Here is a 26331-nt window from a genome sequence, read left to right as displayed (position 1 = left end):
CTCATGCATTTCGATATCACCCAAATTTTGGCAGACCTGGTGAACCGCACGCTACCGCTGGGTCAGATTCATTTCTCAGCGCTGTCTGAACAATACACCCGAACATCTCCCTGCCTCGTCATTACCCTTGATACCCCCTGTGAGGCGATATTTTCATCCTTTGGACACTTAACGCAGCCATCGCCTGACGCCCTGAGCATACATTTCGGTAAGCAGCTGCTGACTATCGAGTTACAGCATGACAATACGCTTGTGCAGCAGCTCCAGGTTGCCCGCCGCGGTCCGCGAACGGGTGCTTTTCTTCTGCAGACGCTAACCGAATTACAGATGCAGCCGGATGAGCAAGAGACCGCGATACTGGTGGTATTAAGCCTGCTCAGCCACTGCCGGGATCTGCTTGGCAGCGATATCCACACCGCCAGCCCCAGCCGCGCCCTGTTTGAGGCCATTCGCCGCTTCATTGAAGAACATCATGCTTCGGCGTTAACCCGTGAATCCGTCGCGCAGGCGTTCTACGTCTCGCCGAACTACCTTTCCCACCTCTTTCAGAAGATTGGCAACGTGGGGTTCAACGAATACCTGACCCAAACGCGACTCGAACACGCGCGCCAGCTGCTGAAAGGCTACGATCTTAAAATCAAAGATATCGCCGCAAGCTGCGGGTTTACAGACAGCAATTACTTCTGCCGTCTCTTTCGCAAGCACACCGAGCGTTCCCCTTCCGAATATCGTCGCCAGTATCACAGCGAACTGATCGCCAAAAAATAGCATTGTGATCGCTCTCGCACTTCGCTAAGGACATTACATTTGTCCAGTATTTGGCAAAATTGGCCTGTATCCGCTCTGCCTGCCCGCGCCTTATCCTTTATTCAACCTTTCTGACTTAAGGAAAAATAATGGAACTGTACCTGGATACCGCCAACGTGGCGGAAGTTGAACGCCTGGCGCGCGTTTTCACCATTGCGGGCGTCACCACCAACCCGAGCATCGTTGCCGCCAGCCGTGAATCCATCTGGAACGTGCTGCCGCGTCTGCAAAAAGCCATCGGACCGGAAGGCACGCTGTTTGCTCAAACCATGAGCCGCGATGCCGAAGGCATGGTGGCGGAGGCCAAACGCCTGAGTAACGCTGTCCCTGACGTCGTGGTGAAAATCCCGGTGACGGCTCAGGGGCTCATTGCGATTAAGTCATTGAAAAAAGAGGGGGTAACCACACTGGGAACCGCCGTTTACGGCGCGGCACAGGGCCTGCTCGCCGCGCTGGCAGGCGCGAAATATGTCGCGCCGTATGTAAACCGCGTTGACGCTCAGGGCGGTGACGGCATTCGTATGGTCCAGGAGCTGCAATCCCTGCTGGAAATGCACGCGCCGGAAAGCAGCGTGCTGGCCGCCAGCTTCAAAACGCCGCGTCAGGCGCTGGACTGCCTGCTGGCGGGATGCGAGGCAATCACGCTTCCCTTAGACGTAGCGCAACAAATGCTCGGCACGCCAGCGGTAGAGTCAGCCATAGAGAAGTTCGAGCAGGACTGGAAAAACGCGTTTGGTAACCTCAACCTCTAAGGGAGAACTGTTATGGACCGTATCATTCAATCGCCGGGAAAATATATCCAGGGCGCTGATGTGCTTACCCGTCTCGGCGACTATCTGAAACCCCTGGCCAATCGCTGGCTGGTTGTCGGCGATAAATTTGTGCTGGGTTTTGCCGAAGAGACCCTGCGTCAGAGTTTTAAAAAAGCCGAACTGCATGCCGAAATCGCGCCGTTTGGTGGCGAATGTTCACAAAATGAAATCGACCGACTGAAAAAACTGGCCGACAGCGCCGACTGTCTGGCGGTGTTGGGTATCGGCGGCGGTAAAACGCTCGATACCGCCAAAGCGCTGGCCCATTTTATGGATGTGCCGGTCGCTATTGCCCCGACAATTGCCTCCACCGATGCGCCGTGCAGCGCCCTTTCCGTCATTTACACCGACAGCGGTGAGTTCGATCGCTACCTGATGCTGCCGCACAACCCGAACATGGTTATCGTCGATACCAAAGTGGTGGCGGGTGCACCTGCGCGCCTGCTGGCCGCCGGGATTGGCGATGCGCTGGCGACGTGGTTTGAAGCACGCGCCTGCTCGCGCAGCGGCGCGACCACCATGGCGGGCGGCAAATGTACGCAGGCAGCACTCGCGCTGGCCGAGCTGTGCTACAACACGCTGGTTGAAGAGGGTGAAAAAGCCATGCTGGCCGCGGAACAGCATGTGGTTACACCGGCGCTGGAACGCATTATCGAAGCCAACACCTATCTCAGCGGCGTAGGCTTTGAAAGCGGCGGGCTGGCGGCAGCACACGCTATTCATAACGGAATGACGGCGGTACCGGACGCGCACCACTTCTATCACGGTGAAAAAGTGGCGTTTGGCACGCTGACGCAGCTGGTGCTGGAAAACGCGCCGGTAGAAGAAATAGAGACCGTCGCGGCGCTTTGTCACAGCGTTGGGTTGCCGATCACGCTGGCGCAGCTGAACATCAAAGAGGATATTCCGGCCAAAATGCGCCTGATCGCGGAAGCCTCCTGTGCCGAAGGGGAAACTATCCACAACATGCCCGGCGGCGTAACGCCGGATCAGGTGTATGCGGCACTGCTGGTGGCCGACCAGTATGGGCAGCGGTTCCTGCAGGAGTGGGAGTAAATAGCGTGAATAAAAATCCCCGCATCAGCGGGGATTTTTTTGTCCGTAAGCCGGGTAAGCGTCAGCGCCACCCGGCACAACGGTTACTGCAGGTCAAACCGGTCCAGATCCATCACCTTCGCCCATGCGGCAACGAAGTCGCGAACAAACTTCTCATGCGCATCATCACTGGCATAAACCTCTGCCAGCGCGCGCAGGACGGCGTTAGAACCGAAGACCAGATCGGCGCGGGTGGCGGTGTATTTCACTTCACCGCTGGCGCGATCGCTTCCGGCAAACAGTTCATTAGATTCGTCGGTCGCCTTCCACTGGGTGTTCATGTCCAGCAGGTTCACGAAGAAATCGTTGCTCAGCACGCCCTCGCGGTCGGTGAACACGCCATTCTTGCTGCCATCAAAGTTTGCGCCCAGCACGCGCAGGCCACCGATCAGCACCGTCAGCTCAGGCGCGGTCAGCGTCAGCTGCTGGGCTTTATCAATCAGCAGTGACTCAGTGGTGGACACATCCACCTGCGCACGATAGTTGCGGAAGCCGTCGGCAATCGGTTCGAGCAGGTTAAACATCTCGATATCCGTCTGATCCTGACGCGCATCCACGCGGCCCGGCGTGAACGGAACGTTGACGTAAACGCCTGCCGCTTTCGCCGCCTGCTCAACGCCCACCACGCCCGCCAGCACGATGATATCGGCCAGAGAGGCTTTGTTGGTGGTGCGCTGGATAGCTTCCAGAGCCGGCAACGCGCGAACCGCTGCGGCGTTCACATCCCAGTCGCGCTGAGGGGCCAGCGCCAGACGCGCGCCGTTGGCGCCGCCACGCTTGTCGCCGCCGCGGAAGGTTGACGCTGACGCCCAGGCAACGGAAATCAGTTCGCTCACGGAGAGGCCAGATGCAGCGATTTCCGCCTTCAGGCTTTCAATGTCTTCTTTCGACGGATTGAACACCGCCTGCGGCAGCGGGTCCTGCCAGATCAGATCTTCTTTCGGCACTTCCGGGCCAAGGTAACGCGATTTTGGCCCCATATCGCGGTGGGTCAGCTTGTACCACGCGCGCGCGAAGGCTTCGTTGAAGGCCTGCGGATCGTTCAGGAAGCGGCGGGAAATTTTCTCGAATTCCGGGTCAAAACGCAGCGTCAGGTCGGTGACCAGCATAGTAGGTTTGCGTTTTTTCGACGGGTCGAACGGATCGGGCATGATTTCCGGCGCATCCACGGCTTCAAACTGAATCGCCCCCGCCGGGCTGCGGGTCTGCACCCATTCGTATTTGAACAGGTTCTCGAAGAAGTAATTGCTCCACTGGGTCGGGGTTTGTGACCAGATAACTTCCAGACCGGAGGTAATGGCATCTGCGCCAATCCCCGTGCCGTGCGTGCTGGCCCAGCCCAGGCCCTGCGCTTCAATCGGCGAGGCTTCCGGGTCGGTGCCCACGTGCGTGGCTTCACCCGCGCCGTGGGTTTTGCCGAGAGTGTGGCCGCCTGCGATCAGCGCAACGGTCTCTTCGTCGTTCATCCCCATGTTGCCGAAGGTCGCGCGAATGGCCGCCGCAGCAGACAGGGGTTCGCCGCTGGCGTTTGGCCCTTCCGGGTTAACGTAGATCAGGCCCATTTCGGTGGCGGCCAGAGGACGCTTGGCCAGCGCTTCCGGGTCACGGTGGGTCAGCCAGGCTTTTTCATCACCCCAGTTCACGTCCAGATCCGGCTCCCAGACGTCTTCACGCCCGGCACCGAAACCAAAGGTACGGAAGCCGGAGTTCTCCAGCGCCACGTTACCCGCGAGGATAAACAGGTCGGCCCAGGAAATTTTTTGTCCGTACTTTTGCTTAATTGGCCACAGCAGACGGCGCGCCTTATCCAGGCTCACGTTATCCGGCCAGGAGTTCAGCGGCGCAAAGCGCTGTTGACCACGTCCGGCACCGCCGCGTCCGTCCACGGAGCGATAGGTACCCGCGCCGTGCCAGGCCATACGGATAAACAGGCCCGCATAGCTGCCCCAGTCGGCAGGCCACCACGGTTGAGAGTCGGTTAAAAGGGCTTTGAGGTCGCCTTTAAGGGCGGAGTAATCAAGTTTGCTGAATTCTTTGCGGTAGTCGAAGTCTTCACCCAGCGGGTTCGAACGATTGGAATGTTGGTTAAGAAGATCGATGCGGAGTTGTTTTGGCCACCAGTCGCGGCTGCCTGTACCTGCCCCCGCGCTGTGATCGACGCCGCCCTGGTGGAACGGGCATTTGCCGACCGATGCCGCTTTATTGGTCTCGTCTGACGTGCTCATCGCTATGCTCCCTTTTACAGTGTTACCGTTACGATATACACCACTAGCAATAAGTTATAGTTGAATTAATCCACAGATTCGATAGCTAATACCTTTTAACTATTCGCGTGACAAAAAAGCCCTCGTAATACGAGGGCTTTGGGCTTATTACGCCGGACGAACACCCAGCGTATGGCAAATGGCGTAGCTCATCTCCGCGCGGTTCAGCGTATAGAAGTGGAAATCTTTCACCCCTTCACGGCTTAAAATTTTCACCATGTCCATCGCGATATTGGCCCCCACCAGCTTGCGGGTTTCCGGGTCGTCGTCCAGCCCTTCGTACATTTTGGACATCCACAGCGGAATGCGGACATTGGTCATATCGGCAAACTTCTTCGCCTGTTTGAAGTTAGAGACCGGCAGAATACCCGGGATAATTTCAACGTCGATGCCCGCGGAGACGCAGCGGTCACGGAAACGCAGGTAGCTTTCCACATCAAAGAAGAACTGGGTAATGGCGCGGTTCGCACCGGCGTCCACTTTACGCTTCAGGTTAAGCAGATCGGCCTGGGCGCTTTTCGCTTCCGGATGCACCTCAGGATAAGCGGCAACGGAGATATCAAAGTCGGCCACGTCTTTCAGCAGCGCGACCAGATCGGCGGCATACATGTCCGGCTTACCGCTGCCCGGCGGCAGGTCACCGCGCAGAGCGACGATATGACGAATGCCGTTATTCCAGTAATCCTGGGCGATGGCCCGCAGCTCGTCGCGGGTCGCGTCGATGCAGGTGAGGTGCGGCGCCGCTTCCAGACCAGTACGATCTTTGATGCCTTTAATGATGCTGTGCGTACGGTCACGCTCGCCGGAGTTAGCGCCGTAAGTCACGGAGACGAACTTCGGCTTCAGGCTGCTAAGACGATCGATAGAGCTCCACAGGGTTTGCTCCATTTCACTGGTGCGCGGCGGGAAAAATTCAAAAGAGACGTTAATCTGGCCGTTTACTTCGGCCAGGCTCTGATTCAGTGCTTCCCGCTGGTTGGCGTGAAAAAAGCTCATACCTTACCTCTATCAATCGCATGTCGTTATTTGTTGTGTTGTGAACTTCTATACGTTTAGACGTCCAGATGTAAAAATGACGGAAAAGCGGAGTGACGTCAACATAAATAATCAACAATAACGGTGAGGTTTGCTCAGGGAATATGAGGGAAATTCAGGATGAGGGTGAGTGCGGTCTGATGCCCTCACCCTAACCCTCTCCCACAGGGAGAGGGAAATTCAGGTTTTACAGCAGCTTAGCCAGACGGTTGATGTCGGACTGAATGGCTCCAGCGGTGACATCGCGCCCCGCACCAGGACCGCGGATCACCAGCGGGTTATCGCGATACCAGCGGCTTTCGATGGCGAAGACGTTATCGCACGGCAGCAGCGCCGCCAGCGGATGTTCAGGACGCACCGCCTCGACGCCGACTCGCGCTTTTCCGTTGGCCTCAAAACGCGCCACGTAGCGCAGCACCAGCCCCATCTCGTTCGCCGCTTCCAGTCGCTGTACCATCTGCTCGTTAAGCTCTTCACCGTTTTCAAAGAAATGATCCACAGAACCTTCTTCACAGCCGGCAGGCACCAGCGATTCGACGCGTACGGCATCCGGTTCGATGTCGTAACCGGCTTCTCGCGCCAGGATCACCAGCTTACGCATTACGTCTTTGCCGGAAAGGTCAACGCGCGGATCGGGCTCGGTTAAGCCCTGCTGCCACGCCTGATCCACCAGGTCGGTGAACGGTACGGTGCCGTCAAACTGCAGGAAAAGCCAGGAGAGCGTGCCGGAGAAGATACCGCTCAGCGCCAGAATGCTGTCGCCGCTTTCAATCAGGTCACGCACGGTGTGGTTGACCGGCAGGCCAGCCCCAACGGTGGCGTTATAAAGCCAGTGGCGCCCTGTTTTTTCAAACGCGTCGTGGATCTGGCGGTATTTATCGGTACTGCTCGCCCCCGCCAGCTTGTTCGCACTAATAACGTGGAAACCGTGGCTGGCGAAATCCAGATACTGATCGGCAAGCTGTTCGCTGGCGGTGACGTCCAGTACCACCAGATCGTCATACGGGTGCGCACGCATCCACAGGAACAGCGACTCTTCATCCTGCTCTACGGCTTCATCATTAAAGAAGGCAAGCGCGCGGCTGGCGTCCAGCCCTTCGTAGTTCAGCAGGCTGCGGCGGCTGTCCACCACGCCCGCAAGAATAAATTCAAACCCGGTACGCGCCGAGAGCGTCACCTGTTCGCGGGCAAACAGTTCCAGCCAGCGGGAACCAATGTTGCCTTTACCAAACAGCACCAGACCGATGCGCTTTTCCGCGCGGAACAGGGAGGTGTGCAGACCCTGAATCAGGCTCTCGGTTGGGCCTTTGCGCAGGACGGCGACCAGGCTGATGCCCTCTTCCGACTGCCAGGTGAACTCCACCGGCTGGCCTTTCAGCTGCTGCCAGAAGCGGTGGCAGTGCAGCGGGTTACGGGTGACGCCCGCGCCCACCATCGCCACCAGCGCCAGCCCCTGACGCAGGCGAAGCTCGCCCGGCAGGCCCGCTTCATCCAGAATTTTCAGCGCGCTGTCCGCCACTTCAGCGGTGTAGCAGAACTGCAGCAGCTGACGATCGTTATGCACGCCAACGGCCAGCGGACGCACCTGGGCGCGTTTCAGGATCGTGTCGATATCTTTATGCGCCAGCTTGAAGTCCTGGCCCGCAGGCACCTGGAACTCAATCAGGCAGATGTCGTCGTGGCTGGTGACAATACGCGCCCCGGTACCGGACGCCAGCACGCGCTCAATGCGCGTGGAGCCTTGATCCGGGGTGTAACTGCAGCGCAGCTGGAGGTCGATATCGCTGCCGGAAACCGGCTGCAGCGTGCGCGCGTGCAGCACCGGCGCGGCCAGACGCGCCAGCTCGCTGGCTTCGTCGAGACGCAGCAGCGGCAGCAGGCAGGCATCTTTCACCTTACGCGGGTCCGCGCTGTACACACCGGCCACGTCGCTCCAGATGGTGACGCGGGACACGCCAGCCAGCGCACCAATCTGCGTTGCCGAGTAGTCAGAACCGTTACGGCCCAGCAGCACGGTTTCGCCCGCGTTGCTGCGGCTGATAAAGCCGGTGACGACAATACGTTTGCCCGGGTGCTGCACCAGCAGCTGTTGCAGCAGCGGGTAGGACAACCCTTCATCCACCTGCGGCTGCGCGGCGCGTTCGGCGCGCAGAAAATCACGCGCGTCGAGCCAGGCCGCTTCTACGCCCAGGTGTTGCAGCACGGCGGCCATCAGGCGCGCGGACCACACTTCACCGTGGCCCACCACTTCGGCATACACCGCGTCGGTAATCCCGCTGTCCAGCAGGGCAGCCAGACGTTCAAGGTCATGCGTGAAGGCGCCGATCAGCCCGTCCGCCACGTCCGCAGGCAGCAGGCCGGCAATCAGCTCGCTCTGGTAGCGGCGTAAGGACTGTTGCACCTGATGCGCAGAAAGGCGATCGGTCTGGCTCAGTTTCAGCCAGCTAATCAACTGGTTGGTGGTGCTGCCCGCCGCCGAGACAACCATCATGTCACCCGGCTGTGAATATTCCGTCATGATGCCTGCAACGCGCAGGTAACATTTCACATCAGCAAGACTACTACCACCAAACTTGTGCAGTTGACGACCCTTCGCCCCTGCCTGCGCTATCACACTCATGATTACCCCTTGGCTGCGATCCGGAAGGCATTTTCCAGATCGGCAATTAAATCTTCAGAATCTTCAATGCCGGTTGAGATACGCAGCAGCGTCTCAGAAATTCCGGCGGCGGCACGTGCTTCCGGTGCCATACCTGCGTGCGTCATGGTTGCGGCGTGGGAGATCAAGCTTTCAACCCCACCTAAGGATTCCGCCAGCGTAAACAATGACAGCCCGCTCAGGAAGCGACGCAGCGTTTGCTCGTCACCGTCCAGTTCAAAACTTAACATCGCGCCAAACCCTTTCTGCTGACGCGCGGCAATCTCGTGCCCCTGATTTTCCGGCAGCGACGGGTGATAAAGCTTTTTCACCAGCGGCTGGGTTTTCAGGAAATCGACAATCGCCTGGGCATTGCGCTGCGCCACCTCCATGCGCGGCGACAGCGTGCGGATGCCGCGCAACAGCAGATAGCTGTCGAAGGCCCCCGCGGTGACGCCAATATTATTGGCCCACCATGCCAGTTCGGTGACAACGTCGGGATCTTTGGCAATCACCACGCCCGCCACCACATCAGAATGGCCGTTCAGATATTTAGTGCATGAATGCAATACCAGATCGGCACCCAGTGCGAGTGGGTTCTGAAGGGCCGGACTGAGGAACGTATTATCCACTACACTTATCGCTCCCGCATCCCTTGCGAGCTGACAAATTTTCGCAATATCGACAACGCGCAACAATGGATTGCTTGGACTTTCCACCAGAACCAGCTTCGGTTTCTCTGCCAGGGCCTGTTTCAGCGCCTGTTCGTCGTTTTGATCGACAAACAGCACGCGATAGCAGCCGCGTTTCGCCAGGCTGTCAAACAGACGATAGCTGCCGCCGTAGCAGTCGTGCGGCGCAACCAGCAAGTCACCTGGTTTCAGGAACACCGTGGTCACCAGGTGAATGGCGGACATCCCCGTATTGGTTAATACTGCACCTGCGCCACCTTCCAGTTCGGCCAGCGCGCGCTGGGTCACGTCACGCGTAGGGTTGCCACGACGCGAATAATCATGCGCGCGGGGTTCATTAAATCCGGTGAAATTGTAGGTACTGGAAAGATGAATCGGCGGGACAACGCAGCCGTACTGCTCGTCATCATTTAATCCGCTACGCACTGCAATAGTGGCCTGTTTACGCGTCATGGTGAGGGCTTCCTGGCGAATGAGGTGAAAAGTCAGGCACCAGAGTAAACATTGAAAGTATGGACGTCAATACATCTGGACATCTAAACTTCTTTGCGTATAGATTGAGCAATGCGCAAATAGCCGTTAAAATTATATGCTTTAGTGCACGCTGCAGCGGCAATATCCGTGCCACGGTATCGTCTCTACGGTAAACTAGACAAGATTGCGGTTCAAAACGGGTGGTTACAGGTTTTGCACCTTTAAATAAATGACTGAGAGGATTAAAGGTATCTCATGGCTGAATGGAGCGGCGAATATATCAGCCCATACGCTGAGCACGGTAAGAAGAGTGAGCAAGTAAAGAAAATTACGGTTTCCATTCCTCTGAAGGTGTTGAAGATCCTCACCGATGAACGTACGCGTCGTCAGGTGAACAACCTGCGCCACGCGACCAACAGCGAACTGCTGTGCGAAGCGTTTCTGCATGCGTTTACCGGTCAACCGTTGCCGAACGATGAAGATCTGCGCAAAGAGCGTAGTGATGAAATCCCGGAAGAGGCGAAGGTGATCATGCGTGAACTGGGTATTGACCCGGAGACGTGGGAATACTGAGAAGCGGATACAAAAAAGGCACCTTGCGGTGCCTTTTTTTCGGGAAACTTATTTAGCGCCCGGGATGCTGAAACGCTTGTTGAAGCGGTCAACACGGCCACCGGTTGCAACGTCACGCTGCTTACCAGTGTAGAACGGGTGGCATTTGCCGCACACATCCAGGTTCAGATCGTGACCCACGGTAGAGCGGATCTGGATAGAGTTACCGCAAGAACAGTTTGCAGTAATCATTTCGTATTTCGGGTGAATATCTTTTTTCATGGGAGAACCTCAGTTAAGGCCGCGTCGCTCTTCCAGCCCTAACGCCAGACACCACGCGATGTTGATTGTAAGTTCTTTGGCGTAAAGTACACCAAAGGCGGCGAATCATACAGAATTTGACCAACGTATGCAAACTGATCCGCACGCCGCTTTTACTAATGTGTATACTAACGCGCCACTTTTCAAGTCAGGAAGATTCGATGCCCGTCGCTCACGTTGCCCTGCCCGTTCCGCTTCCCCGCACCTTTGACTACCTGCTGCCCAACAGCATGAGCGCCAAAGCGGGCTGTCGCGTGACCGTGCCGTTTGGCAAACAGCAGCGCGTGGGGATTGTTGTCTCCGTCAGCGATCAAAGCGAACTGCCGCTCAATGAACTGAAGTCGGTCGTAGAGGTGCTGGACAGCGAGCCGGTTTACTCCACCAGTACCTGGCGACTGCTGCTGTGGGCGGCGGATTATTATCATCACCCCATTGGCGACGTGCTGTTCCACGCCCTGCCGATCATGCTGCGCCAGGGCAAAAGCGCCAGCCATGCGCCGATGTGGTACTGGTTTGCCACCGAGCAGGGCCAGGCGGTGGATATCAACAGCCTGAAGCGATCGCAAAAACAGCAGCAGGCGCTGGCGGCGCTGCGTCAGGGAAAAATCTGGCGACATCAGGTCGACGAGCTTGAGGTCAGCGAAACGGCGCTACAGGCCTTAAGAAAGAAAGGGCTGAGCGAACTGGCAAGCGAAGCGCCCGCTCTTTACGACTGGCGGGAGAGTTTCTCTGTTTCAGGGGATCGCCTGCGTTTGAATACCGAGCAGGCCACCGCCGTGGGCGCGATTCATAGCGTCTCCGATCATTTCTCTGCCTGGCTGCTGGCGGGGGTCACCGGTTCCGGCAAGACCGAAGTCTACCTGAGCGTGCTGGAAAACGTGCTCGCGCAGGGCAAACAGGCGCTGGTGATGGTGCCGGAAATTGGCCTGACGCCGCAAACCATCGCCCGATTCCGCGAGCGCTTTAACGCGCCGGTTGAGGTGCTGCACTCCGGCCTGAACGACAGCGAACGCCTCAGCGCCTGGCTGAAAGCCAAAAACGGCGAAGCGGCGATTGTGATCGGCACCCGCTCGTCGCTGTTTACGCCGTTTAAAAATCTTGGCGTTATCGTGATCGACGAAGAGCACGACAGCTCCTATAAACAGCAGGAAGGCTGGCGCTATCACGCACGCGATCTGGCGGTCTATCGCGCGCACAGCGAGCAAATTCCCATTATTCTCGGCTCCGCCACGCCTGCGCTCGAAACGCTGCACAACGTGCGCCAGCGTAAATACCATATGCTGCGCCTGACGCGTCGCGCGGGGAATGCCCGTCCGGCCATTCAGCACGTGCTGGATCTGAAAGGCCAGCAGGTTCAGGCCGGGCTCGCGCCTGCTCTGATTACCCGCATGCGCCAGCACCTGCAGGCGGGGAACCAGGTCATTCTGTTCCTTAACCGACGCGGATTTGCCCCCGCCCTGCTGTGCCACGACTGCGGCTGGATTGCCGAGTGCCCGCGCTGCGACCACTACTATACCTTCCACCAGGCCCAGCGGCATTTGCGCTGCCACCACTGCGACAGCCAGCGCCCGGTGCCGCGCCAGTGCCCGTCGTGTGGCTCAACGCATATCGTGCCGGTCGGTCTGGGGACGGAACAGCTGGAACAGGCGCTTGGCCCCTTCTTCCCGGACGTGCCTATCTCTCGTATCGACCGGGACACCACCAGCCGAAAGGGCGCGCTGGAACAGCAGCTGGCGGAAGTGCATCGCGGCGGCGCGCGCATCCTGATTGGCACCCAGATGCTGGCCAAAGGCCACCACTTCCCGGACGTGACGCTGGTCGCCCTGCTGGACGTGGATGGTGCGCTGTTCTCGGCAGATTTCCGCTCAGCCGAGCGCTTCGCCCAGCTTTATACCCAGGTAGCAGGGCGTGCCGGTCGCGCCGGTAAACAGGGCGAAGTGGTGCTGCAAACGCACCATCCTGAGCACCCGCTGCTGCAAACCCTCCTGCATAAAGGCTATGACGCCTTTGCCGAGCAGGCGCTGGCCGAACGCCAGTCCATGCAGCTGCCGCCGTGGACCAGCCACGTCATCATCCGCGCGGAAGACCATAACAACCAGCAGGCGCCGCTTTTCCTGCAGCAGTTGAGAAACCTCCTGCAGGCCAGCCCGCTAGTGGATAATCAGCTGTGGATTTTGGGCCCGGTGCCGGCGCTCGCGCCAAAGCGCGGCGGACGTTTTCGCTGGCAAATTTTGCTCCAGCACCCCTCGCGCGTTCGTCTTCAGCACATCGTCAGCGGCACGCTGGCGCTCATCAACACGCTGCCGGAAGCGCGAAAAGTGAAGTGGGTACTGGATGTCGATCCCATCGAAGGCTGAAGACGGATCGAAAAATTTAACGCTCCTCACACTTTTTATGAAAATTCTGTAACCGATTCCATTAACTATCTGTAAAAATGGTGATGTCAGAAGTTCGGTGTTCAGGCGAGGAGAAGACGTTGAAGTCCAGGAAAGAGGTTGCACCGGCGACCATGAAAGACGTTGCCCAGAAAGCACAAGTCTCTACGGCAACGGTATCCCGCGCATTAATGAACCCGGATAAAGTCTCCCAGGCGACCCGTAACCGGGTGGAGCAGGCTGCGCTTGAAGTGGGCTATTTCCCACAGGCGATGGGGCGTAACGTTAAACGCAATGAGTCGCGCACCATTCTGGTGATTGTGCCGGACATCTGTGACCCCTTCTTCAGCGAGATTATCCGCGGTATTGAAGTCACCGCTGCGGAACAGGGTTACCTGGTGCTGATTGGCGACTGTGCTCACCAGAACCAGCAGGAAAAAACCTTCATCGATCTCATTATCACCAAGCAGATCGACGGCATGCTGCTGCTTGGCTCTCGCCTGCCTTTTGATGCCAGCATTGAAGAGCAGCGTAATTTACCGCCGATGGTGATGGCCAACGAGTTTGCGCCAGAGCTGGAGCTGCCGACGGTCCACATTGATAACCTCACCGCCGCGTTCAACGCCGTAAACTATCTCCAGGAGCTGGGGCATAAGCGCATTGGCTGTATTGCCGGGCCGGAAGAGATGCCGCTGTGTCACTATCGCTTACAGGGCTACGTACAGGCGCTGCGCCGTACCGGCGTCACCGTCGATCCGCACTACATTGCGCGCGGAGACTTTACCTTCGCCGCGGGTGGACAAGCGCTGGAGAAACTTCTGGACCTGCCTGAACCGCCAACCGCCGTATTTTGTCACAGCGACGTGATGGCGCTGGGCGCATTATCGTACGCCAAACGCCGCGGCCTGCGGATACCGAAAGATTTATCGATCATCGGATTCGACAATATTTCGCTTTCAGAATTTTGCGATCCGCCGCTCTCAACGGTCGCTCAGCCGCGCTATCAAATTGGCCGCGAAGCGATGCTGCTTCTGCTGGATCAGCTTCACGGTCAAACAGTTAGCAGCGGCTCGCGGTTGCTGGACTGCGAACTGATTGTCCGCGGCACTACCCAGGCATTGACTTAAAGTAAACGTCTTTCGGATACCCTTATCTGGTCAAAGCCCCGCCGCTTAAGTAACATGGCGGACTGACGAACGAATAAATACAGCGAAACGATAGTGGCACAACGAGATTATGTACGTCGCGGCCAGCCGGCACCTTCGCGACGCAAAAAGAGTAGCTCAAGGAAAAAGCAACGTAACCTGCCTGCTGTCTCGCCAGCAATGGTCGCTATTGCTGCGGCTGTAGTCGTCGCCTTTATTGGTGGCCTGTACTTCATCACGCACCATAAAAAAGAAGAGTCTGAGGCGCTTCAGGCCAGTAAAGTTGCCGGAAATGGCCTTCCTCCGAAGCCTGAAGAGCGCTGGCGCTATATCAAAGAGCTGGAAAGCCGTCAGCCCGGGGTGCGTGCGCCAACCGAACCTTCTGCGGGTGGTGAAGTGCAGAATGCGAATCAGCTGACGGATGAACAGCGTCAGCTGCTGGCCCAAATGCAGGCCGATATGCGCCAGCAGCCCACGCAGCTGAACGAAGTACCGTGGAATGAGCAGACCCCGGCGCAGCGTCAGCAAACGCTGCAGCGACGTCAGGCGCAACAGCAGATCCAGCAGCAGCAACAACAGCAGCAGTGGGCGCAAACCCAGCCGGTGCAGCAGCCGAAAGCACAGCCGCGGGTAACGGAACAGCCATACCAGCAGCAGACGCGTACGGCGCAGTCTCAGCCTGTCCAACAGCCGCCGAAAACGCAGCCGCAAAAACAGGCGGCTCAGCCGTATCAGGATCTGCTCCAGACGCCAGCGCATACCACCGCGCAGCAGCCGAAAACGCAGCAGGCCGCGCCGGTCACTAAAGAGACCGAAGCGCCGAAGCAGACTGCAGAGAAAAAAGACGAGCGCCGCTGGATGGTGCAGTGCGGTTCGTTCAAAGGCGCCGAGCAGGCGGAAACGGTACGCGCTCAGCTGGCCTTTGAAGGGTTTGATTCGCGTATTACCACCAATAACGGCTGGAATCGCGTGGTGATTGGTCCGGTCAAAGGCAAAGAAAATGCCGATGGCACCATTTCGCGTTTGAAAATCGCCGGCCACACAAACTGCATTCGACTCGCCTCCGGGGGTTGAAACCCCCAAAATCCCCCCCATCTATCATTTAATTCAGCCCTGAGCACAGGCTCAGGGCTTCTGTTTCCCGATTCTGTAACCAGGGGGTCTGCTCGTGACAACAATAGTAAGTGTACGCCGTAACGGCCATGTGGTAATCGCCGGTGATGGCCAGGCCACGCTGGGTAATACCGTCATGAAAGGCAACGTGAAGAAAGTGCGCCGTCTCTACAATGACAAGGTGATCGCCGGTTTTGCAGGCGGCACGGCGGACGCCTTCACGCTGTTTGAACTGTTTGAACGCAAACTGGAAATGCACCAGGGTCATCTGGTGAAAGCTGCCGTTGAGCTGGCGAAAGACTGGCGTACCGACCGCATGCTGCGCAAGCTCGAAGCGCTGCTGGCCGTAGCCGATGAAACCGCCTCGCTAATCATCACCGGTAACGGCGACGTGATTCAGCCGGAAAATGACCTGATTGCCATCGGCTCTGGCGGCCCTTATGCCCAGGCTGCAGCCCGCGCGCTGTTGGAGAATACCGACATGAACGCGCGTGATATCGCGGTGAAGGCGTTGGATATTGCAGGCGATATCTGCATTTATACCAACCACAACCACACCATCGAAGAATTGACCTCCAAAGCGTAAGGATCTCCCATGTCTGAAATGACCCCACGCGAAATTGTCAGCGAACTGAACAAACACATTATCGGCCAGGATAACGCCAAGCGTTCCGTGGCTATCGCTCTGCGTAACCGCTGGCGTCGTATGCAGCTTGACGAAGAGCTGCGCCACGAAGTGACGCCGAAAAACATTCTGATGATCGGCCCGACCGGCGTCGGTAAAACCGAAATCGCCCGTCGTCTGGCTAAGCTGGCTAACGCGCCGTTCATTAAAGTTGAAGCCACTAAGTTCACCGAAGTGGGCTATGTGGGTAAAGAAGTTGACTCCATCATCCGCGATCTGACCGACTCGGCGATCAAAATGGTGCGCGTCCAGGCGATCGAGAAAAACCGCTACCGCGCGGAAGAGATGGCGGAAGAGCGCATTCTCGACGTGCTGATCCCACCGGCAAAAAACAACTGGGGCCAGGCAGAGCAGCAGGCGGAACCGTCCGCTGCGCGTCAGGCTTTCCGCAAGAAGCTGCGTGAAGGCCAGCTGGACGACAAAGAGATTGAGATCGATCTCGCTGCCGCGCCAATGGGTGTGGAAATCATGGCGCCTCCGGGCATGGAAGAGATGACCAGCCAGCTGCAGTCCATGTTCCAGAACCTGGGCGGCCAGAAGCAGAAAGCGCGTAAGCTGAAAATCAAAGACGCGATGAAGCTGCTGATTGAAGAAGAAGCGGCAAAGCTGGTAAACCCGGAAGAGCTAAAGCAGGACGCTATCGACGCGGTTGAGCAGCACGGCATCGTGTTTATCGACGAAATCGACAAAATTTGTAAGCGCGGCGGCAACAGCTCCGGCCCGGATGTATCCCGCGAAGGCGTTCAGCGCGACCTGCTGCCGCTGGTTGAAGGCTGCACCGTCTCCACCAAGCACGGCATGGTGAAAACGGACCACATACTGTTTATCGCTTCCGGTGCGTTCCAGGTTGCCAGCCCGTCGGATCTGATCCCGGAACTGCAGGGGCGTCTGCCTATCCGCGTTGAGCTGCAGGCGCTGACCACCGAAGATTTCGAACGTATCCTGACCGAGCCAAACGCCTCTGCTACCGTACAGTACAAAGCGCTGATGGCGACCGAAGGCGTGAACCTCGAGTTCACCGAAGACGGTATCAAGCGTATTGCCCAGGCCGCATGGCAGGTCAACGAAACCACCGAGAACATCGGTGCGCGTCGCCTGCATACCGTGCTGGAACGCCTGGTAGAAGATATCTCTTATGACGCGAGCGACCTTAACGGTCAAACCGTTACCATTGACGCAGAATATGTGAGTAAACATCTGGATGCGTTAGTGGCAGATGAAGATCTGAGCCGTTTTATCCTATAATCGCGGTTACTGGATTCTCATCACGTTTAATGGGGGCTAATGCCCCCATTTTTATTGGCTAAATACTTATGACTGACATCAGCCGTACTCAGGCGTGGCTCGAAAGTCTGCGCCCTAAAACGCTTCCTCTGGCCTTTGCCGCGATTATCGTTGGCACCGCCCTTGCCTGGTGGCAGGGTTATTTTGATCCGCTGGTCGCCGCGTTGGCATTGATTACCGCGGGCCTGCTGCAAATTCTCTCCAATCTCGCCAACGACTACGGCGACGCGGTAAAAGGCAGCGACAAGCCGGACCGCATAGGGCCACTGCGCGGGATGCAGAAAGGGGTGATTACCCAGGCGCAGATGAAACGCGCGCTGATTATCACCGTGGTGCTGATCTGCGTATCCGGCCTGGCGCTGGTGACGGTGGCGTCTAAGACCACCAGCGATTTCATTGGCTTCCTGGTGCTGGGTTTACTGGCCATTATCGCGGCCATCACCTACACCGTCGGCACGCGTCCTTACGGTTATATTGGACTCGGGGATATCTCCGTACTGGTGTTCTTCGGCTGGCTGAGCGTGATGGGAAGCTGGTACCTGCAGGCGCATACGGTGATCCCTGCCCTGTTCCTGCCCGCGACCGCCTGCGGTCTGCTGGCGACGGCGGTGCTCAACATCAACAACCTGCGCGACATCGACAGCGATCGCGAGAACGGCAAAAACACCCTGGCGGTGCGTCTGGGGCCGGTCAATGCGCGCCGCTATCACGCCTGTCTGCTCATTGGCGCGCTGGTTTGCCTGGCGCTGTTTAACCTGATTTCCTTGCAGAGCCTGTGGGGCTGGCTGTTTGTACTTGCCGCGCCGCTGCTGATTAAGCAGGCCCGCTTTGTGATGCGTGAACTCAGCCCGTCCGCCATGCCGCCAATGCTGGAGCGCACGGTAAAAGGTGCGCTGCTGACTAACCTGTTGTTCGTCATCGGGATTGTTTTAAGCCAGACGCTGCGTTAGCTGACAAATATCAATTAACAATTGATGATTTTGCCAACAACGCATTTCGCACGATATACTGAACACATTCGCAGCAACTGAGCGTTAAACCTATGAAATACGATACCTCCGAGCTTTGTGACATCTACCAGGAAGATGTCAACGTCGTTGAACCGCTGTTCTCCAACTTTGGTGGGAGGTCGTCGTTTGGCGGTCAAATCGTCACGGTGAAATGTTTCGAGGACAACGGGTTGCTGTACGATCTGCTCGAACAGAATGGCCGCGGCCGCGTTCTTGTGGTCGACGGCGGCGGTTCCGTGCGCCGTGCATTAATTGATGCTGAACTGGCCGGCATTGCCGTCCAGAATGAGTGGGAAGGCCTTGTGGTGTACGGTTCCGTGCGTCAGGTGGACGATCTGGAAGACCTGGATATCGGGATTCAGGCCATCGCGGCCATACCGGTAGGGGCGGCAGGTGACGGTATCGGCGAAAGCGACGTGCGCGTCAATTTCGGCGGCGTGACCTTCTTCTCCGGGGACCATCTCTACGCCGATAATACCGGCATTATCCTTTCCGAAGACCCGCTGGATATCGAGTAGTAAAAAGTCAGCGAGAACCATAAAAAAAGCCGGGTGGCGGCGACGCCTTACCCGGCTTATTTCATCTGTATTTCCCGAGAGAAATTAGACTTCTTCCATACGTCCCAGCAGCGCCTGCAGGCGATCCTGCCAGCCGTTCTGCTGTTCGCGCAGCTGGTTGTTTTCGCGCTCCAGTTCTTCGCGGCCGTGCTGAGCGTTCTGAACTTCCTGCGCCAGGCTGTTGTTCTTTTCTTTCAGCTCTTCAATTTCCATCTGCAGCAGGGTGATGGTGTCAATCGCCTGCTGTACTTTCGATTCCAGTTTCTCAAACACTTCTAAAGACATGATGCTACCTCTCCTGAATTGCAAGGCGACGCTTTAACATAAACGCGCACGACATATACCGTCGATTGTATGGAGCGCGGCGCTCTGTGTCCAGCGACACACCGCGCAGATCGCGGTTTGCAACACTTTTAGGTCTGGTCCTGGTGTGTTCGCGTCATATACCCCTTAATTGTTAACTGATTCGTTAATGAAATGATTCAGCTCACATTCCTGTACTGATGCAAAAATGTGCTTTATGGCGCGAAAACGCTCATTTTATTGACGCAGACCACACATTTTGATTTCGATATTTCTCGTTTTTGCTCGTTAACGATAAATTAACACTATGTCTACAGGGCATCGTGGCTGTCACGGGCGGCCATGCTAACAATAAACATCAATTTCTTCAGGATTCCGATTATGAGTCAGACATCAACCTTAAAAGGCCAGTGCATTGCCGAGTTCCTTGGTACCGGGTTGTTGATATTCTTCGGAGTGGGCTGTGTTGCTGCACTGAAAGTGGCGGGTGCCAGTTTTGGTCAGTGGGAAATCAGTATCATCTGGGGTCTGGGCGTGGCGATGGCCATCTACCTGACTGCAGGGGTTTCTGGTGCACATCTTAACCCGGCGGTGACAATCGCACTGTGGCTGTTCGCGTGCTTTGACGGACGCAAAGTAGTTCCTTTCATTCTTTCTCAGTTTGCCGGCGCGTTTTGCGCAGCGGCGTTAGTTTACGGGCTTTATTATAATCTTTTCATCGACTTCGAACAGACGCATCATATGGTACGCGGCAGCGTCGAAAGTCTGGATCTGGCAGGCATCTTCTCAACCTACCCTAACCCGCATATCAATTTTGTGCAGGCGTTCGCAGTTGAAATGGTGATTACCGCTATTCTGATGGGCGTTATCCTGGCGCTGACCGACGACGGAAACGGCATTCCGCGCGGCCCGCTGGCACCCCTGCTGATTGGTTTGCTGATTGCGGTGATTGGCGCATCCATGGGCCCGCTGACCGGCTTCGCGATGAACCCGGCACGTGATATCGGCCCAAAAGCCTTCGCCTTTATTGCTGGCTGGGGCGACGTGGCCTTCACCGGCGGCAAAGACATTCCTTACTTCCTGGTACCGCTGTTTGCGCCGGTTGTCGGGGCTGCGCTGGGTGCGTTTAGCTACCGCAAATTAATTGGTCGCCACTTACCGTGCGACACCTGTGTGGAAGAGGAGAAGGAAACGACTTCTACCGCACAACAAAAAGCTTCGCTGTAATCTGACTACGGGACACATACCATGACCGAAAAAAAATATATCGTTGCGCTCGACCAGGGCACTACCAGCTCCCGCGCTGTCGTAATGGATCATGACGCGAACATCGTCAGCGTGTCACAGCGCGAATTTGAGCAAATTTATCCTCGTCCAGGCTGGGTAGAACACGACCCGATGGAGATTTGGGCATCGCAAAGCTCCACGCTGGTTGAAGTGCTGGCGAAAGCCGATATCAGTTCCGACGAGATTGCCGCGATTGGTATCACCAACCAGCGTGAAACTACCGTGGTCTGGGAACGCGAAACCGGTAAGCCTATTTACAACGCCATTGTCTGGCAGTGCCGCCGTACATCCGAGATCTGCGAACAGCTGAAGCGCGACGGTATGGAAGAGTACGTGCGCAGCGCCACCGGTCTGGTGGTTGACCCGTATTTCTCCGGCACCAAAGTGAAATGGATCCTCGACCACGTAGAAGGTTCACGCGAGCGTGCTAAACGCGGCGAGCTGCTGTTCGGTACCGTCGATACCTGGCTTATCTGGAAAATGACCCAGGGACGCGTTCACGTCACCGACTACACCAACGCCTCACGTACCATGCTGTTCAACATCAACACCCTGGAGTGGGATGACAAGATGCTGGACGCGCTGGACATTCCGCGCGCGATGCTGCCTGAAGTGCGTAAGTCTTCAGAAGTGTACGGTCAGACTAACATCGGCGGTAAAGGCGGCACCCGTATTCCTATCGCCGGTATCGCCGGTGACCAGCAGGCGGCGCTGTTTGGCCAGCTGTGCGTCAAGGAAGGGATGGCGAAGAACACCTACGGCACCGGCTGCTTTATGCTGATGAACACCGGCGAAAAGGCGGTGAAATCAGAAAACGGCCTGCTGACCACCATCGCCTGCGGCCCGCGCGGCGAAGTGAACTATGCGCTGGAAGGTGCGGTGTTCATGGCGGGTGCATCCATTCAGTGGCTGCGCGACGAAATGAAGCTGATCAGCGATGCGTTCGACTCCGAGTACTTCGCGACCAAAGTGAAAGACACCAACGGTGTGTACGTGGTGCCTGCGTTCACCGGTCTGGGCGCACCGTACTGGGATCCGTATGCACGTGGCGCAATTTTCGGCCTGACGCGCGGTGTGAACTCTAACCACATTATTCGCGCTACTCTCGAATCCATCGCCTATCAGACGCGCGACGTGCTGGAAGCGATGCAGGCTGATTCCGGCATTCGTCTGCACGCCCTGCGCGTGGACGGCGGTGCGGTAGCGAATAACTTCCTGATGCAGTTCCAGTCCGACATTCTCGGCACCCGCGTTGAGCGCCCTGAAGTGCGTGAAGTGACGGCGCTGGGCGCGGCGTACCTTGCCGGTCTGGCGGTAGGCTTCTGGCAGAACCTGGACGAGCTGCAGGAAAAAGCGGTTATCGAACGCGAGTTCCGTCCGGGCATCGAAACCACCGAGCGTAACTTCCGCTACAGCGGCTGGAAAAAAGCGGTGAAACGCGCCCTGGCGTGGGAAGATCACGAAGAGTAATGCGATAATGGGTGGCCTATATCCGGCCACCCATTTTCAATTATTCTGGATTAATTTTTTTTGTGTAAATTTCAGTTATTTTATCTTCCATATCTTGATAACTGTCCATAAATTGAAAATCCGCATGATTCTCATACTTTGTCGCAAAGGGGTATGCAAAACCTTCAGGATCCTTTCTATCTGATGTCGAGAAGAAAAATTTAGTATATCGCCGAGGGGATACACCTTCAAATTGAATAAAATTAACCTTTCTGCAATCTTCAATGTTTATATCATTGATAGCATCATCATGAAGGTCTAAGGCAAGACTTTTTTCGTAAGGTTCGATATAATATACACTACTAATACCTGCCGCAACGATATGCCGCGCACAATTATGGCAAGGATAGGTTGTAGTAAACATAATTTTATCTTTCGTTGAGGCATCACCTGTTCTAGCCAAAGTTGTAATAGCATCCATTTCAGCATGGATTGCTCTTGAGTATTCTATCAATGATTTAATTGGAGAGTTTTCATATATTGATGAAGATAATGATTCAATAAAATCACTCTCAATCAATAATTCTCTAATTGATTTTTCAACAAATGGTTTCGATGCTGTTTCTAACCTAATTCCGTCAATTTTTTTTGTTATCAGGTAAACTATTTTTTCTTTTATTTTTGATTTATGAAGATCGTTATAACATTTTCCACCTTTATGGATACACCTGTAATCTTTATTTTCATCTTCAAATGTATATAACCCTCCACCAGGTCTAGGAACATCATTTCTACCTGTGGATAAAACATTCCCCATATTATCAACTATTGCAGCCCCAACCTGACGTGAAAGACATGCTGACAGTAACGACGCGCTAAAAGCATTAAACATGCCTTTTTCATGCAATGATGGCGTTATGCCATTTTTTCCATGCACTAAACCGAGAAAACGCTCTACCTTACGATTTAACTGAGTAGAATGACTTTGATTATTTCTTATAAAGAAATCAGCATCTAAAATAGTCTTTTCGACTTGCTGCCCTGAATTTCCACCGCTCTTTCTGTCTCTGTGTATTAAATCATCAATATTTTGAGGTGAAATGCCTTCATCTCTAAGATTTCTCTTTCTTTCAGATTCATTTCTAACTACACCTACTAAATAAAAATTATGCTGATAAACTAATCGTAACAACTCAACTTCAGCAGGGTTTTTCAACTGATCTATTATATAAGCAAACTTACCTGTGAATCGCGTTTCAGAAGTGTCTTTAGGTTTTGATTTCTCTTTTATCTCAGCAATACTAGCGATCGCAGCTTCGGCCATTATTTGATAACCGAACTTTTCTCGCAGAAAATTGCCTTGTTTTTGCTTTTCAATATATCTATCGTAGGCGTCACTAAATCTTAATTGTTTTTTATTTACCACATCCATTAAACTGCTAATATGTATATGGTGAACTATATATCCTAGGTCCTTTAAGTTCTTTTCAAACGCTGTACGAACGGCTTTGATCCCAGATCCGATAGGACCACAGAATGCAATAATTAATTCTTTTGATTGCCGGTTAACGATAGTTTGAATAGAGTCTTCTGAAGAAGAATTTGTGGTAGATAAGGAGGCAGGTATTTTCTTTGCTGTATTAGAAGACATAATGAAAGCTCTCGAATGTTATCGAAGCTTTCAATATAGAAGACTTAAACGGCGATCACCACTTCAGTGATTGAGCTCGCTTAAGTATCGCAGCAATTGCTTGATCTTCATCAACCTTCTTGCTTTTTTCAGGCGTCACGAAATCAAGTACTTTAGCGTCCCTTTGAGCACAATAAGAACCAGATTTGTCTTTAGATGTTGTTGTAGATTTGCTCGTATTAAGAGTGATAATCATGCTGCCCCCTATAAAATCTGCATGCATTTTACGCATACCTATCACAACGTCAATATCAAAATTAAGCTGTTTATCTAAAATAGCGCATCAGAAAATAATTACAACAACACAATTTAACACATTGAAATTAAACAAAAATCAAATGGGCATATTCAAAAGTTGCGTGATAAACTTCGTGCAATTCCTTTTGATTGCACGAGTACCTCATGAAACGTGAACTTGCTATCGAGTTTTCCCGCGTCACCGAAGCGGCCGCCCTTGCAGGCTATAAATGGCTGGGTCGTGGCGACAAAAATACCGCAGACGGCGCAGCCGTCCATGCCATGCGCATTGTACTTAACCAGGTCAACATCGACGGCACCATCGTGATCGGCGAAGGCGAGATCGACGAAGCGCCGATGCTCTATATCGGTGAAAAAGTCGGTACCGGCAAAGGCGATGCCGTAGATATCGCGGTTGACCCGATCGAAGGCACCCGTATGACGGCGATGGGTCAGGCCAATGCCTTAGCGGTGATGGCCGTGGGCGATAAGGGCTGCTTCCTCAACGCGCCGGATATGTACATGGAAAAGCTGATTGTCGGTCCTGGCGCGAAGGGCGCAATCGACCTTAGCCTGCCGCTGGAAGAGAACCTGCACAACATCGCCAAAGCCCTGGGCAAACCCCTTAGCGAACTTACCGTGACGATTCTGGCGAAACCGCGCCACGACGCCACCATCGCGCAGATGCAAAAGCTCGGCGTGCGCGTGTTTGCTATCCCTGACGGTGACGTTGCCGCCTCGATCCTGACCTGCATGCCGGACAGCGAAGTCGACGTGCTGTACGGCATCGGCGGCGCGCCGGAAGGTGTGGTCTCCGCGGCAGTGATCCGCGCGCTGGATGGCGATATGCAGGCCCGTCTGCTGCCCCGCCATGAGGTGAAAGGCGATAATGAAGAGAACCGCCGTATCGGGGAAAACGAGCTGGCGCGCTGCGAAGCGATGGGCATCGAGGCCAATAAAGTGCTGGCCCTGGACGAGATGGCGCGTAGCGATAACGTTGTCTTCTCGGCGACCGGCATCACCAAAGGCGATCTGCTGGACGGCATCACCCGCAAGGGTAATATGGCCACCACTGAAACGCTGCTGATCCGCGGTAAATCACGCACCATTCGGCGCATCCAGTCTATCCACTATCTCGACCGCAAAGACCCGGACGTGCAGACGCACATTCTGTAAAACCGTTTGATCGATAGAGCTTTCCGGCCCTGACGGGCTGGAAATTGTCACCACAAGTACGGAAGATAGAACAGAGAAACAGCACAGGAGAAGATCATGGCGGACTGGGTAACAGGTAAAGTCACAAAGGTACAGTTCTGGACCGATGCGCTATTTAGTCTCACCGTACATGCTCCCGTTCACCCGTTTAAAGCCGGGCAATTTGCGAAGCTGGGGCTGGACGTCGACGGCGAGCGCGTGCAGCGCGCCTACTCTTACGTTAACGCACCTGATAACCCGGACCTCGAGTTCTATCTGGTCACCGTTCCTGACGGTAAGCTCAGCCCGCGCCTTGCCGCCCTAAAGCCCGGCGACGAGGTGCAAATTGTGAGTGAAGCGGCAGGCTTCTTTGTGCTTGAAGAGATCCCTGACTGCGACACGCTCTGGATGCTGGCAACCGGTACGGCCATCGGCCCTTATCTCTCTATTTTGCAGTACGGCAAAGATCTGGAGCGCTTTAAAAACATCGTGCTGGTGCACGCTGCGCGCTACGCCGCAGACCTGAGCTATTTGCCGCAGATGCAGGCGCTTGAACAGCAGTACGGCGGGAAGTTAAAGATTCAGACGGTGGTCAGCCGCGAAACCGTAGCAGGAGCGCTTACCGGTCGCGTGCCGGCGTTAATTGAGAGTGGCGCCCTGGAAGACGCGGTGGGTTTGCCGCTGAACGCTGAAACCAGCCACGTCATGCTGTGCGGCAACCCGCAGATGGTACGTGACACGCAGCAGCTTCTGAAGGATACCCGGCAGATGACGAAACACCTTCGTCGCCGACCGGGCCATATGACCGCCGAACACTACTGGTGATCAGCGGTATTTCACCTCAACGGTGTCTTTACCGTATTTATTTTCGCTCTGGGTGCCAATAAACGCGCCCAGATCGACAATCATCATCACGAAGATGACCGACGGCAGCAGCCTGCCCACGACCCACGGCAGGATGGACGGAAGCATCGCCCAGTTTCCCGCCACCAGCATCCACGCCAGAATAATCAGAAATGCCCACGCGCCGGAACGTCCGCGATCGTGCAGCCGTTTTACGACAACCGCCGCCGTTGGCCATAGCAGACAGACCAGCGCGAAGGCCGCCGTTTGCGTGCTCAGCCAGGCGTTGTAAGCAACGAAAAACAGAAGCAGCATGGCGACAACCCACGTCACCATCCAGATCCAGAAATCACGGCGTCCAATACGCCCTTTGAATGAAAACAGCCACTGCTGTATGGTCATGTAAGGTTCCTTATTATCGTATAGCGCGCATTTTACCCTGGAGTTGTGACCTTTTGACAAGCCGACC

General features: G+C 55.5%; 24 protein-coding genes. 15 read left to right on the top strand and 9 right to left on the bottom strand.

Annotation, left to right across the window (positions count from 1 at the left end; all coding sequences use genetic code 11):
• The first annotated feature begins 3 nt into the window (after positions 1-3).
• The 3 genes from DFO52_RS21095 to DFO52_RS21085 all read left to right on the top strand — a co-directional run bounded on the left by DFO52_RS21095 (position 4) and on the right by DFO52_RS21085 (position 2675).
• The gene (locus DFO52_RS21095) at positions 4-768 is read left to right on the top strand and encodes an AraC family transcriptional regulator (protein ID WP_133551135.1); all 765 of its coding nucleotides are present in this window, start codon (positions 4-6) and stop codon (positions 766-768) included.
• A 128-nt stretch (positions 769-896) separates the two neighbouring features.
• Complete coding sequence (gene fsa / locus DFO52_RS21090; RefSeq protein WP_133551134.1) at positions 897-1559, top strand: fructose-6-phosphate aldolase; 663 nt, start codon at positions 897-899, stop codon at positions 1557-1559.
• A 12-nt stretch (positions 1560-1571) separates the two neighbouring features.
• Positions 1572-2675, top strand: a complete 1104-nt coding sequence (locus DFO52_RS21085) for a glycerol dehydrogenase (RefSeq protein ID WP_008501794.1) — start codon at positions 1572-1574, stop codon at positions 2673-2675.
• Positions 2676-2758: 83 nt separating this feature from the next.
• Here DFO52_RS21085 and katG read toward each other — a convergent pair whose 3' ends face one another.
• The 4 genes from katG to metB all read right to left on the bottom strand — a co-directional run bounded on the left by katG (position 2759) and on the right by metB (position 9796).
• On the bottom strand, positions 2759-4939 hold the full coding sequence (gene katG, locus DFO52_RS21080; RefSeq protein ID WP_133551133.1) for a catalase/peroxidase HPI: 2181 nt from the start codon (positions 4937-4939) through the stop codon (positions 2759-2761).
• Between the two features lie 147 nt (positions 4940-5086).
• Positions 5087-5974 carry a methylenetetrahydrofolate reductase gene (metF, locus tag DFO52_RS21075; protein ID WP_023309676.1) on the bottom strand — a complete coding sequence of 296 codons (888 nt, stop codon included), beginning with the start codon at positions 5972-5974 and terminating at the stop codon, positions 5087-5089.
• Between the two features lie 226 nt (positions 5975-6200).
• On the bottom strand, positions 6201-8633 hold the full coding sequence (locus DFO52_RS21070; protein ID WP_029739191.1) for a bifunctional aspartate kinase/homoserine dehydrogenase II: 2433 nt from the start codon (positions 8631-8633) through the stop codon (positions 6201-6203).
• 2 nt (positions 8634-8635) lie between these two features.
• Entirely contained in the window at positions 8636-9796 is a 1161-nt protein-coding gene (gene metB, locus DFO52_RS21065) for a cystathionine gamma-synthase (RefSeq protein ID WP_047646964.1), read from the bottom strand.
• A 276-nt stretch (positions 9797-10072) separates the two neighbouring features.
• Between metB and metJ the strand changes: the two genes are divergently transcribed.
• Positions 10073-10390: a met regulon transcriptional regulator MetJ gene (metJ, locus tag DFO52_RS21055; RefSeq protein WP_015966498.1), complete on the top strand. Its 318-nt coding sequence runs from the start codon at positions 10073-10075 to the stop codon at positions 10388-10390.
• Between the two features lie 48 nt (positions 10391-10438).
• On the opposite strand, the gene rpmE is transcribed toward metJ, so the two are convergent.
• Positions 10439-10651: a 50S ribosomal protein L31 gene (gene rpmE / locus DFO52_RS21050; RefSeq protein WP_003862040.1), complete on the bottom strand. Its 213-nt coding sequence runs from the start codon at positions 10649-10651 to the stop codon at positions 10439-10441.
• A 200-nt stretch (positions 10652-10851) separates the two neighbouring features.
• Between rpmE and priA the strand changes: the two genes are divergently transcribed.
• The 7 genes from priA (at position 10852) to rraA (ending at position 18820) form a co-directional block, all read left to right on the top strand.
• Positions 10852-13047, top strand: a complete 2196-nt coding sequence (gene priA / locus DFO52_RS21045) for a primosomal protein N' (protein WP_133551132.1) — start codon at positions 10852-10854, stop codon at positions 13045-13047.
• A 119-nt stretch (positions 13048-13166) separates the two neighbouring features.
• On the top strand, positions 13167-14192 hold the full coding sequence (gene cytR / locus DFO52_RS21040) for a DNA-binding transcriptional regulator CytR (protein WP_023309683.1): 1026 nt from the start codon (positions 13167-13169) through the stop codon (positions 14190-14192).
• 93 nt (positions 14193-14285) lie between these two features.
• A complete protein-coding gene (gene ftsN, locus DFO52_RS21035) occupies positions 14286-15284 on the top strand; it encodes a cell division protein FtsN (RefSeq protein WP_133551131.1) in 999 nt (332 codons plus the stop codon).
• Between the two features lie 94 nt (positions 15285-15378).
• A complete protein-coding gene (gene hslV / locus DFO52_RS21030) occupies positions 15379-15909 on the top strand; it encodes an ATP-dependent protease subunit HslV (RefSeq protein WP_008501802.1) in 531 nt (176 codons plus the stop codon).
• Positions 15910-15918: 9 nt separating this feature from the next.
• On the top strand, positions 15919-17253 hold the full coding sequence (hslU, locus tag DFO52_RS21025) for an HslU--HslV peptidase ATPase subunit (protein ID WP_023309685.1): 1335 nt from the start codon (positions 15919-15921) through the stop codon (positions 17251-17253).
• A gap of 68 nt (positions 17254-17321) precedes the next feature.
• Positions 17322-18242 carry a 1,4-dihydroxy-2-naphthoate polyprenyltransferase gene (gene menA / locus DFO52_RS21020; RefSeq protein WP_033146936.1) on the top strand — a complete coding sequence of 307 codons (921 nt, stop codon included), beginning with the start codon at positions 17322-17324 and terminating at the stop codon, positions 18240-18242.
• 92 nt (positions 18243-18334) lie between these two features.
• Entirely contained in the window at positions 18335-18820 is a 486-nt protein-coding gene (gene rraA / locus DFO52_RS21015) for a ribonuclease E activity regulator RraA (protein WP_023309687.1), read from the top strand.
• Positions 18821-18904: 84 nt separating this feature from the next.
• Here the strand turns inward: rraA and zapB are convergent, their stop codons facing one another.
• Positions 18905-19144: a septal ring assembly protein ZapB gene (gene zapB / locus DFO52_RS21010; protein WP_010436935.1), complete on the bottom strand. Its 240-nt coding sequence runs from the start codon at positions 19142-19144 to the stop codon at positions 18905-18907.
• A 399-nt stretch (positions 19145-19543) separates the two neighbouring features.
• Between zapB and DFO52_RS21005 the strand changes: the two genes are divergently transcribed.
• Together DFO52_RS21005 and glpK are read left to right on the top strand one after the other, a co-directional pair.
• Positions 19544-20389 (top strand): MIP/aquaporin family protein, encoded by an 846-nt coding sequence (locus DFO52_RS21005; protein ID WP_014885705.1) that lies wholly within the window; start codon positions 19544-19546, stop codon positions 20387-20389.
• A 21-nt stretch (positions 20390-20410) separates the two neighbouring features.
• Positions 20411-21919, top strand: a complete 1509-nt coding sequence (gene glpK / locus DFO52_RS21000) for a glycerol kinase GlpK (protein ID WP_029739196.1) — start codon at positions 20411-20413, stop codon at positions 21917-21919.
• Between the two features lie 40 nt (positions 21920-21959).
• On the opposite strand, the gene DFO52_RS20995 is transcribed toward glpK, so the two are convergent.
• Together DFO52_RS20995 and DFO52_RS20990 are read right to left on the bottom strand one after the other, a co-directional pair.
• Entirely contained in the window at positions 21960-23549 is a 1590-nt protein-coding gene (locus DFO52_RS20995) for an anti-phage dCTP deaminase (protein WP_071886582.1), read from the bottom strand.
• Between the two features lie 55 nt (positions 23550-23604).
• Positions 23605-23820, bottom strand: coding sequence for a hypothetical protein (locus DFO52_RS20990; RefSeq protein WP_133551130.1), 216 nt, complete (start codon positions 23818-23820; stop codon positions 23605-23607).
• Between the two features lie 170 nt (positions 23821-23990).
• Between DFO52_RS20990 and glpX the strand changes: the two genes are divergently transcribed.
• Positions 23991-25001, top strand: a complete 1011-nt coding sequence (gene glpX / locus DFO52_RS20985) for a class II fructose-bisphosphatase (RefSeq protein WP_029739197.1) — start codon at positions 23991-23993, stop codon at positions 24999-25001.
• Between the two features lie 96 nt (positions 25002-25097).
• A complete protein-coding gene (fpr, locus tag DFO52_RS20980) occupies positions 25098-25844 on the top strand; it encodes a ferredoxin--NADP(+) reductase (protein ID WP_029739198.1) in 747 nt (248 codons plus the stop codon).
• Here the strand turns inward: fpr and DFO52_RS20975 are convergent, their stop codons facing one another.
• Complete coding sequence (locus DFO52_RS20975; RefSeq protein WP_023293600.1) at positions 25845-26264, bottom strand: DUF805 domain-containing protein; 420 nt, start codon at positions 26262-26264, stop codon at positions 25845-25847.
• Positions 26265-26331 lie beyond the last annotated feature (67 nt).

It is taken from the genome of Enterobacter sp. AG326, from assembly GCF_004362415.1.
In the GTDB taxonomy this organism is placed as follows: Bacteria; Pseudomonadota; Gammaproteobacteria; order Enterobacterales; family Enterobacteriaceae; genus Enterobacter; species Enterobacter asburiae.
Note: the sequence above shows the minus strand (reverse complement) of the source record. Positions and strands in the feature narration are given on the sequence as shown.